The organism is Streptomyces sp. SolWspMP-5a-2 (assembly GCF_900091845.1).
GTDB classification, from domain to species: Bacteria; Actinomycetota; Actinomycetes; order Streptomycetales; family Streptomycetaceae; genus Streptomyces; species Streptomyces doudnae.
Genome location: NZ_FMCI01000208.1, coordinates 17,445 through 28,944 on the forward strand (window position 1 = coordinate 17,445; position 11,500 = coordinate 28,944).

An 11,500-nucleotide genomic window follows, 5' to 3' on the forward strand; every position below is an offset into this window, starting at 1 on the left:
GCGTCGCAGGCAGGGCCCGACGGAAACGCCACGGTCCGGGCTCCGAGGCGGACGCGGGCGCCGCAGGCCGGGCTCCCAGACCGACGGAGGCGGCGCGAGCCGGGCTCCGAGCCCGAGCCGGGCAAGGGTGGCGCGGGCCGGGTCCCGGGTCAGTCGCCCGTCGTCTCCAGGACCGCCATCGCCGCGTTGTGGCCCGGTACCCCGCTCACCCCGCCGCCGCGCACCGCGCCCGCCCCGCAGAGCAGGACGTTCGCGTGCCGGGTTCCGACGCCCCAGCGGCCTGCGTCGTCGGCCCCCTCCTGGGCGTAGGGCCAGCTGAGGTCGCGGTGGAAGATGTTGCCGCCGGGCAGCCGCAGGTCCCGCTCCAGGTCGAGCGGTGTCTTCGCCTCGATGCAGGGGCGGCCGTCCGCGTCGGTGGCCAGGCAGTCGGCGAGCGGTTCGGCGAGATGCGCGTCGAGCTGGGCGACGGTGGCCGCGAGCAGTTCAGCGCGGGTGGCGTCGTTGTCCCGGTCGAAGAGGCGGGCGGGCGTGTGCAGGCCGAAGAGGGTGAGCGTCTGACAGCCGCGCTCGACCAGGTCCGGGCCGAGGATCGTCGGGTCGGTCAGGGAGTGGCAGTAGATCTCGGACGGCGGCTCGGCGGGCAGCCGTCCGGCGGCGGCCTGGGCGTGGGCGGCGGCCAACTGCTCGTACCCCTCGGCGATGTGGAAGGTCCCGGCGAACGCCTCGCGCGGGTCGACGGAGGTGTCGCGCAGCCTCGGCAGCCGGGTGAGCAGCATGTTCACCTTGAGCTGGGCGCCCTCGGCGGGGGCGGGCGGGGTGTCGCCGGTGAGCGCGGCCAGTTCGCGCGGCGCGGCGTTGACGAGGACGTGGCGGGCGGCGACGGTGGCCTCCCCGTCGGCGGTCCGGTAGGTGACCTCGGCGGTGGTGCCGTCCGTGTCGACGCGGAGCGCCTCGTGGCCGATGGCGATGCGGGCGCCGGCCGCGCGGGCGGCTCCCGCCAGGGCGTCGGTGAGGGCGCCCATGCCGCCCACGGGGACGTCCCAGTCGCCGGTGCCGCCGCCGATCACGTGGTAGAGGAAGCAGCGGTTCTGGCGCAGTCCCGGGTCGTGGGCGTCGGCGAAGGTGCCGATCAGGGCGTCGGTGAGGACCACGCCCCGGACCAGGTCGTCGGCGAACCGCTCCTCGATCGCGACCCCCACGGGCTCCTCGAACAGGACGCGCCACGCCTCGTCGTCGTCGACCCGGCGGCGCAGGTCCTCGCGGGTGGGCAGCGGCTCGGTGAGGGTGGGGAAGACGCGGGCGGCGACCCGGCCGGTCATGCCGTAGAACCGCTGCCACGCCTGGTACTCGGCGTCGGAGCCGGTCAGCCGGGCGAACGCCTCGCGGGTGCGCCGCGGGCCGCCGCCGACCAGCAGCCCGGTGGGCCGTCCCGCGCGCTCGGCCGGGGTGTAGGAGGAGACGGTGCGGGCGCGGACCCGGAAGTCGAGGCCGAGATCCCGGACGATCTTCTTCGGCAACAGGCTGACCAGGTACGAGTACCGCGAGAGCCGGGCGTCGACGCCCTTGAACGGGCGGGTGGAGACGGCGGCGCCGCCGGTGCCCGCGAGCCGCTCCAGGACCAGCACGGAGCGCCCGGCGCGGGCCAGGTAGGCGGCGGCGACCAGCCCGTTGTGCCCGCCCCCGACGATGACGGCGTCGTACGCGCGATGTCCCTCGTGTGCAGCCATGGTCCTTCGTAACACGCCATGATCGGGAACGACCAGGGGGTGCGCCCGCCCGAGGGGGCGGGGAGAGCCGCGGGAGTGATCCACGCGGCGGTGGGCCCCGGGTCAGGCGCCGGAGGCTCGGCGCTGGCGCAGGACCGCGACCTTCCGGTACAGCTCGACCGCCTCGGTGCCGCGCCCCAGCCGCTCCAGGCAGTGCGCCTCGTCGTTGCGGCTGGCGAGGGTGTCGGGGTGCTCGGGGCCCAGCACCCGGGCGCGGGCGGCGGCGACCTGGCGGTACTCGGTGAGGGCGTCGGACCAGCGGCCGAGCCAGCCCAGGCCCACGGCGACCTCCCGGCGGCTGACCAGGGTGTCGGGGTGCTCGGGGCCCAGCACCCGGGCGCGGTCCGCGCACACCTCACGGGACTCGGCGAGCGCCTCCTCCCAGCGGCCGAGCCGTCCCAGGTTGACGCCCAGGCCGTGCCGGGCGCGCAGGGTCTCGGGGTGGGTGGCGCCCTGGACCCGGGTGCGGTCCCCGATCAGGTCGCGGTAGACGGTGAGCGCCTGCGCGCCGCGCCCGAGGCGGCCGAGGCTGATGCCGACCTCGTAGCGGGCCGCGAGGGTGTCCGGGTGGTCGGGGCCGAGCGCGCGTGCGCGGGCGTCGGCGACCTCGCGGTAGGCGGCCAGCGCCTCCGGCCAGTGCCCCAACTGACCCAGCGCGTAAGCGACTTCGTAGCGGGTCACCAGGGTGTCGGGGTGGTCGGGCCCGAGCACCCTGGCGCGCGCCTCGGCCACCTCGCCCGCCATCCGGTACGAGTCCTCCAGACGGCCGAGCCTGCTGAGGTTGAAGGCGAGGTTGTGACGGCAGCGCAGGGTGTCGGGGTGGTCGGCGCCCTCGGTGCGCTCCCGGGCCGCGAGGACCGAGGTGTACACCTGGTGGGCGTCGAAGTGGCGGCCGGACTGGCCGAGCAGGTAGGCCATCTCCTGGCGGGCGGCGAGGGTGTCCGGGTGGTCGGCGCCGAGGGTCCTGGTGCGGGCGGCGGCCACGAACCGGTACTCCTGGAGGGCGTCGGCCGTGCGGCCGGTGCGGCTGAGGGTGAACGCGACCTCGTACCGGCTGGCGAGGGTGTCGGGGTGCTCGGGGCCCAGCAGATGGGTGCGTTCGGCGGCCACCGCGCGGTGCGCCTCGCCCGCCTCGGCCCAGCGGCCGAGCCTCCCGAGGCTGAGCCCGGCGTTGTGCCGTCCGGTGAGAGCGGCGAGGGTCCTGGGGTGCGGCGCCGTCGGCGGGCCGGGGCGGCTCCTCGGCCCGGCCGGTGGCCGGGCGGGCGATCCACTCGCCGGTCAGTCCGGCCGCCGCGTCCGGTGGCGCGGTGCGCGGCCCGGCGCCGATCGCCTTGTGCCCGGTGGTCATGCCCCGGGTCCAGGACGGCATCCCGACCGCGGCCCGGGGCCCGGGGGCGCCCGCGCCGACCGGGATGCCGGGCAGCGTCAGCGGGTAGGCGCTCCGCCCGCGCCCCGCGCCGATCCTGCGGGCCACCTCGTCGGCGTCGGCGGGCCGTCCCGCCGGTTCCTTGGCGAGCAGGTCCAGGATCAGCCGGTCGAGGAACTCCGGTACCCCGGGCCGCCGTTCGCTCGGCGGGACGGGGACGGTGTCGCGGTGGCCGACCAGGATCGCCCAGGTGTCCCCGACGTCGAACGGGGGTGCCCCGGTGACGAGTTCGTACAGGACGCAGCCGAGCGAGTAGAGGTCGCTGCGCTCGTCCACCTCGGCGCCGCCGATCTGCTCGGGCGACATGTAGTGCGGGGTGCCCATGGCGATGCCGGTGCCGGTCAGCCGGGCGGTGAAGCCGATGTCGGCGCCGAGGCGTGCGATGCCGAAGTCGCAGATCTTCACCGTGCCGTCGGTGAGCCGCATGATGTTGGCGGGCTTGAGGTCGCGGTGCACGATGCCCTGCCGGTGGGTGTAGGCGAGGGCGGCGCTGACCTGGTCGGCGATGTCGACGACGTCGTCGACCGGCAGCGGGCGCCGCTCGTCGTCCTCCAGGAGCTGGCTGAGGTTGCGGCCGTCGAGCAGCTCCATCACGAGGTGCAGGACGCCGTCGGACTCGCCGAAGTCGTGGACGACGGTCACCCCGCGGTGCTGGAGGGCCGCCGCGACCCGCGCCTCGCGCCGGAAGCGCTCCCGCAGCACCCGGGTGAAGGCCTGGTCGTGGTACGGGCCCGCGGGCTTGAGGCACTTGACGGCGACCTGTCTGCCGAGCGACTCGTCCCGGGCGCGCCACACCTGGCCCATGCCGCCCCGCCCGATCAGATCGAGCAGCCGATAGCGGCCCTGGATCAGTGAGTTCTCCCCCATCTCCCCCGACCGACCTCCCCGTCGACGTGCGTCCGCTCTCCCCTGGCTCGTCCAGTATGGCGAGCTATCGTCCGAGTTTGTACGGGGCGGAGCGGGGAGTCGCGACCGGGACACGCCACATGTCGGCGCGGACGGTCGCGCGCCGGTGCGCGGAGGGGGCGCCGACGGATCGCGGGGGGGGGTGCGGCGGGCGTGAGCTCACCGCCCCTGCCGGCGGGCCACCGGGACGGCGCCGGGGCCCGGCCGGAGAAAGGCGCGGCCGGAGGAACCCACGGCCGCCGCAGGTGGGCGCGCCCGCAGCCCTACCCACCCACCCGAGCGCGCGGCGGACGGACGGGGACCCGTCGGATGGGCGGAGGACCCGTCGTGCATCACCCCCGTAACGAAATGATCAGCTTCCTTGTGCGGGCCGTGTTCGCACCCGTGAAGTGGGCTGATGCTCTCTTCGACAGCGGGTGGTCCGTGCGTCCGGCGCGTGCGCGGGTGGCACGCCGTGGTGGCCGCCGCCGTGGTGACGGCGGTGGTCGTTGCGTTCGTCCTGCTCCGTCCGTCCGGCGGCGCGCGAGCGGTCCCCAACAGCCCGTGCGCACCGGTCGGTTCGGCACGTGAGGCCGCGCCCGCGACCCCGGACCTCGACGGGGACGGCGCCGCCGAGCTGACGCACGAGGTCTCCCGGACCGAGGATGTCGACCTGACCGTGGTGCCGGGCTCCGCGCACGGTCCGGACGGCGACCGCACGGTCTTCTTCGCCCACGGCGCGCTCGGGCTGCCGGACGACGTCCAGGTCGGCGACGACCCGTTGCGGCCCACCGTCGCCGACCTGGACGAGGACGGCCGTCCCGACCTGGTCGTGAGCGGCGCCGCCCGCATCCTGTGGGGAGCCCCCGGCGGCCCGCGGGTCGGCGGAGCGCAGGGCAGGGTGCGGCTGCCGGGCGACGGGTACCGCACCGCGCCGGTCGCCGGTGACTTCGACGGGGACGGCCACGTCGATCTCGTGGCGTTCAGGGAGTGGGGAGAGACGCGCGAACTCGTCGTCCTCAAGGGCCCGTTCGCGCGGTCCGGCGCCCCGGCCCGGACGGTGACGATCCCCGCCCCCGGCTTCGAGGGCACGCTGCCCGAGCTGGTCGCCGGGGACGCGGACGACGACGGCGCCACCGACCTCGTGCTCCACGACACCTCGGGGAGCCCGCCGCTGCTGTTCACGGGCGGCGCCGACACCGCGAGCGGCCTGAGCGGGAAGCCCGAGCGGTTGCCGCGGGGCGAGAACGTCGTCTTCGGCGACTTCGACGGCGACGGGCGCCAGGACATCGCCGTCGGCCGCAGCTTCGTCGACAGCTACGACGAGGTCGGCACCCCGCACCGGCGCGGCCGGGTGAGCCTGCGCTACGGGAAGGACCCGTAGACGTGGGTCGTCGTGGAGGGCGGCGGGTTCGCGGAGGGCTTCGGCGCCGCGCTGGCCGCCGGGGACTTCGACGGCGACGGCTGTGACGACCTGGCCGTGCAGCTCACCAGGAAGAAGGAGGCCGGGGACGCGCGGATCGAGGTGCTGCGGGGCGGCTCCGCGCACGGGCTCGGCTCGACGCCGTGGCACACCACCGGGCGGTTCGTGCCGGGTGACGACCGCCCCGGCCGCGGCACGCTCTTCGCCGCCGCCGACTGGGACGGCGACGGCCGCGCGGAACTGGCCCTGCTCGGCGAGGACCACTGGTGGATCACCGACGGCAGGGGCCGACTTGAGGCGTCCTTCCCCATCACCCCACGCGGGAAGGGGACTTCGTAGGCGTGCGGCGCGCCGGACCCGTCCGGTCAGGGCACCGGACAGCACCCGACGCTCCGTCAGCCGCCTTCGCTGTGCGCACCGTTGGGAGAGAAGCGGCCGGGAGAGAAGCGGCCGGGACCTATCGCCGCACCCTCGGCATCCCCAGGCCGATCCACGAGATGATCTCGCGCTGGATCTCGTTGTTGCCGCCGCCGAAGGTGAAGATGACGGCCGAGCGGTAGCCGCGTTCCAGTTCGCCCTGGAGGACCGCGCCCGCCGAACCGTCCTTGAGGGCACCGGCCGCGCCGACGACCTCCATCAGCGCCGCGTACGCGTCCCGGCGGGCCTCGGAGCCGTAGACCTTGACGGCGGAGGCGTCCTGCGGGGTGAGAGTGCCGTCCTCGACGGCGTTGACCATCCGCCAGTTGAGGAGTTTCAGCGCGTCGAGACGGGTGTGGGTGCGGGCCAGCGACCGGCGCACCCACGGCAGGTCGACGACCCGGCGGCCGTCGGCGAGCTTGGTCTCCCGGGCCCAGCGCTGGACGTCGTGCAGGGCGCGGATCGCCATGGTGCCGTGCGCGGCGAGGGTGACGCGCTCGTGGTTGAGCTGGTTGGTGATCAGGCGCCAGCCCTCGTTCTCGGCGCCGACCCGGCGGGAGACCGGGACCCGGATGTCCTCGTAGTAGCTGGCGGTGGTGTCGTGCGAGGCGAGGGTGTTGATCAGGGTGCAGGAGTAGCCGGGGTCGGAGGTCGGCACCAGGAGCATGGTGATGCCCCGGTGCGGGGGCGCCTCGGGGTCGGTGCGGGTGGCGAGCCAGACCCAGTCGGCGGTGTCCCCGTTGGTGGTCCAGATCTTCTGTCCGTTGACGACGTAGCTGTCGCCGTCGCGGACCGCGCGGGTGGTGAGCGCGGCGAGGTCGGTCCCGGCGGCGGGTTCGCTGTAACCGATCGCGAAGTCGATCTCACCGGAGAGGATCCGCGGCAGGAAGTACGCCTTCTGCTCGTCGGTGCCGAACCGCATGAGGGTCGGGCCGACGGTGTTGAGCGCCATCAGCGGCAGCGGGACCCCGGCCTGCGCGGCCTCGTCGAAGAAGATGAACTGCTCCATCGCCGTCAGCCCGCGTCCGCCGTACTCCTCGGGCCAGCCGACGCCCAGCCAGCCGTCGGTGCCGAGCCTGCGGATCGTCTCGCGGTAGAACCGCTTCTGGCCGAGCGGGTCGCGGAAGCGGGCGTGGGGGTCGTCCGGCACCAGATCGGCGAAATAGGCGCGCAGTTCGGCGCGCAGCCGCTGCTGCTCGGGCGTGTGGTCGAGGTGCACGGCGCCTCCAGGCTCCGGGAGCGGTCCTGACGGCGCACACCGTAGAACGTGTTCCAGAAATTGGGAATGCCGATGCGGCGCGCGGGGCGGTGCCGCGCGCCGCCTACAGTGGGCCGACCCGGACGGAGGCGGAGCCCACCCATGACGACCCGGTTGACGTTGATCACGCCCGCGATCGGCGCGGCGCTGCGGGAGGCGCGCTTCGACGACGGAGCGAGCCCGCTCGACCCGGCGGGTGTGCGGCAGGCCCGCGCGGCGGCCGGGTCGGCGCCCGCGGCGGACCGCGTCCTGGTCTCCCCCGGCAGACGCTGCGCCGAGACGGCCGGGGCGCTCGGCCTCGACGCCGTGCCCGCACCGGAGTTGGCGGGGCTCGACGCGGGCCGCTGGCGCGGTCTGACGCTGGCCGAGGTGACCGGGCGGGAGCCGGTCGAGCTGGCCCGCTGGCTGGCGGACCCGGAGGCGGCGCCGCACGGCGGGGAGTCGGTGCGGGCGCTGTGCGACCGGGTCGCGCACTGGCTGGATTCGGCCGCGGCGGAGCCGGGGCGGATCGTCGCGGTGGTGGAACCCGACGTGGCAAGGGCCGCGGTGGTGCGGGCCCTCGGCGCCCCGGAGACGGCGTTCTGGCGCACCGACGTCGCACCCCTGACAGCGGTGGACCTCTCGGGCCGCGCGGGACGGTGGAACGTACGGATGGGGCGACCGTTGGTCGGGTAGACACGGCACGGGCGCGGCGGGGCCGGGCGGAACCCCCGCACCGGAAACCACGGGCACGCCGAGCGAACCTCAACGCCGTTGCCCTGGACGGCCCGAGCGCGCCACCGCACCGCAGGCCGCAGGCCCCGCACGCCTCAACGCGGCTGATGTCGATGAACCGGCCGCGACCGCGCGGTCGGCGGGGTCACCACACCGTCAGCAGTGCGGCGAAGTCCACGCATGCCTGGGCGCAGGTGCGGCACGCGCGGGCGGCCTTCTCGCCGCCCGGCTGTCCGTCGAGGGCCTGGGCGGTCTCCAGGCAGACGGTCCTGCACCACTCCAACTGCGCCCGGACACCGGCCTCGTCCAGACGGTTCTGCTCGGAGAGCACCACGCACGTCGCGTCGCACACCTCGGCGCACAGGACGCCCTTGCGGCGCACCCGTTCCTGTTCGCCGTCGCCCTCCGGGCCGAGCAGCCCGGCCCGTACGGCGCAGGCCCGCGCGCAGTCGCTCGCCGCCTGCGCGCACCCGAAGCGCTCCTCCAGGTACCGGAACAGCTCCTGCTCGGACGTCGACGAGGTCACATGGTCCGGATTGCCGCCCGGTGGCGCGCCAAACCACGGGAGCGGGGTGCGGCGGGGAAGACGCGGGAGCGGGCCCGTCGCGTGGGCACCCGCTCCCCCGTCGCCCCGTCCGTCACGCGCCGACGTACTCCGCCAGGTGTTCGCCCGTGAGGGTCGAGCGGGCCGCCACCAGATCGGCCGGGGGGCCCTCGAAGACGACCTTGCCGCCGTCGTGGCCCGCGCCGGGGCCGAGGTCGATGATCCAGTCCGCGTGCGCCATGACCGCCTGGTGGTGCTCGATGACGATGACGGACTTGCCCGCGTCCACCAGCCGGTCGAGGAGCGCGAGGAGCTGGGCGACGTCGGCGAGGTGGAGCCCGGTCGTCGGCTCGTCCAGGACGTACACGCCCCCCTTGTCGCCCATGTGGGTGGCGAGCTTCAGCCGCTGGCGCTCGCCGCCGGAGAGGGTGGTGAGCGGCTGGCCGAGGCTGAGGTAGCCGAGACCGACGTCGATGAGGCGTTCCAGGACGCGGTGGGCCGCCGGGGTGGCCGCCTCGCCCGAGGCGAAGAACTCCGCCGCCTCCGTCACCGGCATGGCGAGGACCTCGCTGATGTCCCGTCCGCCGAGGCGGTACTCCAGGACCGCCGCCTGGTAGCGCCTGCCCTCGCACTCCTCGCAGGTGGAGGAGACGCCGGCCATCATCCCCAGGTCGCTGAAGACGACACCGGCGCCGTTGCAGGTGGGGCAGGCGCCCTCGGAGTTGGCGCTGAACAGGGCGGGCTTGACCCCGTTCGCCTTGGCGAACGCCTTGCGGATCGGTTCGAGGAGCCCGGTGTAGGTGGCCGGGTTGCTGCGCCGGGAGCCGCGGATCGGGCTCTGGTCGACGGAGACGACGCCGTCCTCGGCCGGGATCGAGCCGTGGACGAGGGAGCTCTTGCCCGACCCGGCCACGCCGGTGACGACGGTCAGCACCCCGAGCGGCACGTCGACGTCGACGTCCCGGAGGTTGTTGGCGTCGGCGCCGCGGATCTCCAGCGTGCCGGTGGGTTCGCGGACGGTCTCCTTGAGCGCGGCCCGGTCGTCGAGGTGGCGGCCGGTGACGGTGCCGGAGGCCCGCAGCTCGTCGACGGTGCCCTCGAAGCAGACGGTGCCGCCCGCCGCGCCCGCGCCGGGGCCGAGGTCGACGACGTGGTCGGCGATGGCGATGGTCTCCGGCTTGTGCTCCACGACGAGCACGGTGTTGCCCTTGTCCCGCAGGCGCAGCAGCAGGTCGTTCATGCGCCGGATGTCGTGCGGGTGCAGTCCGATGGTCGGCTCGTCGAAGACGTACGTGGTGTCGGTGAGGGAGGAGCCGAGGTGGCGGATCATCTTGACGCGCTGGGCCTCGCCGCCGGACAGCGTGCCCGCGGGCCGGTCGAGGGAGAGGTAGCCGAGGCCGATCTCGACGAACGACTCCAGGGTCAGCCGCAGCGCGGTGAGCAGCGGCGCGACCGACGGTTCGTCGAGGTCGCGGACCCAGGCGGCGAGGTCGCTGATCTGCAGGGCGCAGGCGTCGGCGATGCTGATGCCCGCGATCTTCGAGGCGCGGGCTCCCTCGGCGAGGCGGGTGCCGTCGCACTCGGGGCAGGTGGTGAAGGTGACCGCGCGGTCCACGAACTCGCGGATGTGCGGCTGCATGCCCTCGCGGTCCTTGGCGAGCATCGACTTCTGGATGCGCGGGATCAGCCCCTCGTAGGTCTGGTTGATCCCCGCGATCTTCATGCGGACCGGCTCGTGGTGCAGGAAGTCGTGGAGTTCCCGCTGGGTGAACTTCTTGATCGGCTTGTCGGGGTCGTAGAAGCCGGACTCGCTGTAGAGGCGGTGGTTCCAGCCGCCGGGCTTGTAGCCGGGGACGGTGAGCGCTCCGCCGGAGAGCGACAGGGAGTCGTCGTAGAGCTGGGTGAGGTCCAGGTCGGAGACGGTGCCGCGGCCCTCGCAGCGCGGGCACATGCCGCCGGTGCGGGAGAAGGTCGCCCGGACGGCCTTCTTGTTGCCGCGTTCGACGGTGATGGCGCCGCTGGCGTGGACCGAGGGGACGTTGAAGGCGTACGCGCCGGGCGGTCCGATGTGCGGGTCGCCGAGCCTGCTGAAGAGGATGCGCAGCATCGCGTTGGCGTCGGTGGCGGTGCCGACGGTGGAGCGCGGGTCGGCGCCCATCCGCTGCTGGTCGACGGTGATCGCGGTGGTCAGCCCGTCGAGGACGTCGACGTCGGGCCGGGCCAGCGTCGGCATGAAGCCCTGCACGAAGGCGCTGTAGGTCTCGTTGATCATCCGCTGCGACTCGGCGGCGATGGTGTCGAACACCAGCGAGCTCTTGCCCGACCCCGAGACCCCGGTGAAGACGGTCAGGCGGCGCTTGGGCAGCTCGACGCTGACGTCCTTGAGGTTGTTCTCGCGGGCACCGTGCACCCGGATCAGGTCGTGGCTGTCGGCGAGGTGTGCCTCGGACGCGGTGGCGTCCCTCCGCGAGGCCTTGCTCATGGTCTCTCCATCAGTCGGGCGGAACGATTCTCTGTGGCTGCGGGGGGAGGTCGGAACGGTTCAGGGGCGTTCCTGGAGGCGGATCAGGTTGCCCGCAGGGTCACGGAAGGCGCAGTCCCGCACCCCGTAGGGCTGGTCGATCGGTTCCTGCACGACGTCGGCGCCGCGGGCCGCGAGCAGCTCGAAGGTGGCGTCGACGTCGTCGGTGGCCAAGAGGACCATGGCGAAGGTCCCTTTGGCCATCATCTCGACGATGGTCCTGCGCTCGTCGTCGGAGAGGTGGGGGTCGGCGATCGCCGGGTGCAGGACGAGGGACGTCTCCGGGTGGCCGGGCGGGCCCACGGTGATCCAGCGCATGCCGGCGTGCCCGGCGTCGCCGCGGACCTCGAAGCCGAGGACGTCCCGGTAGAAGACGAGGGCCGCCTCCGGTCCGTCGTGCGGCAGGAAGCTCGCGTGGATGCTGATGTCCATGACCGTCACGCTAGCCCGGTCCCCCGTCCGGGCGCTTCTCGGATCCTGACCGTTCGGTCCCGGCCGGCACCGGCACCGGCCACGCCGGGGCGGGGGCCCTGTCCTCGCGCCCCC

8 protein-coding genes and 1 pseudogene are annotated in these 11,500 nt (G+C 74.4%); 3 read left to right on the forward strand and 6 right to left on the reverse strand.

Going from position 1 to position 11,500, the window contains the following annotated elements:
- Nucleotides 1–149: 149 nt before the first annotated feature.
- Nucleotides 150–1,727, reverse strand: coding sequence for a phytoene desaturase family protein (locus GA0115242_RS21370; RefSeq protein ID WP_176729872.1), 1,578 nt, complete (start codon nucleotides 1,725–1,727; stop codon nucleotides 150–152).
- Between the two features lie 102 nt (nucleotides 1,728–1,829).
- Nucleotides 1,830–4,059, reverse strand: a pseudogene (locus tag GA0115242_RS21375) (tetratricopeptide repeat protein).
- A gap of 475 nt (nucleotides 4,060–4,534) precedes the next feature.
- Here GA0115242_RS21375 and GA0115242_RS21380 point away from each other — a divergent pair.
- Entirely contained in the window at nucleotides 4,535–5,461 is a 927-nt protein-coding gene (locus tag GA0115242_RS21380; RefSeq protein ID WP_311638670.1) for an FG-GAP repeat domain-containing protein, read from the forward strand.
- Nucleotides 5,462–5,473: 12 nt separating this feature from the next.
- Nucleotides 5,474–5,839, forward strand: coding sequence for a hypothetical protein (locus GA0115242_RS42510; protein ID WP_311638671.1), 366 nt, complete (start codon nucleotides 5,474–5,476; stop codon nucleotides 5,837–5,839).
- A gap of 118 nt (nucleotides 5,840–5,957) precedes the next feature.
- Here GA0115242_RS42510 and GA0115242_RS21385 read toward each other — a convergent pair whose 3' ends face one another.
- On the reverse strand, nucleotides 5,958–7,136 hold the full coding sequence (locus tag GA0115242_RS21385) for an acyl-CoA dehydrogenase family protein (protein WP_093830874.1): 1,179 nt from the start codon (nucleotides 7,134–7,136) through the stop codon (nucleotides 5,958–5,960).
- Nucleotides 7,137–7,277: 141 nt separating this feature from the next.
- On the opposite strand from GA0115242_RS21385, the gene GA0115242_RS21390 reads away from it, so the two are divergent.
- On the forward strand, nucleotides 7,278–7,850 hold the full coding sequence (locus GA0115242_RS21390) for a histidine phosphatase family protein (protein ID WP_093830876.1): 573 nt from the start codon (nucleotides 7,278–7,280) through the stop codon (nucleotides 7,848–7,850).
- A gap of 184 nt (nucleotides 7,851–8,034) precedes the next feature.
- Here the strand turns inward: GA0115242_RS21390 and GA0115242_RS21395 are convergent, their stop codons facing one another.
- From GA0115242_RS21395 to GA0115242_RS21405, 3 genes are all read right to left on the reverse strand, one after another.
- A complete protein-coding gene (locus GA0115242_RS21395; protein ID WP_093830878.1) occupies nucleotides 8,035–8,415 on the reverse strand; it encodes a ferredoxin in 381 nt (126 codons plus the stop codon).
- A gap of 112 nt (nucleotides 8,416–8,527) precedes the next feature.
- A complete protein-coding gene (locus GA0115242_RS21400) occupies nucleotides 8,528–10,915 on the reverse strand; it encodes an ATP-binding cassette domain-containing protein (RefSeq protein WP_093830880.1) in 2,388 nt (795 codons plus the stop codon).
- A gap of 60 nt (nucleotides 10,916–10,975) precedes the next feature.
- Nucleotides 10,976–11,386: a VOC family protein gene (locus tag GA0115242_RS21405; protein WP_093830888.1), complete on the reverse strand. Its 411-nt coding sequence runs from the start codon at nucleotides 11,384–11,386 to the stop codon at nucleotides 10,976–10,978.
- Nucleotides 11,387–11,500 lie beyond the last annotated feature (114 nt).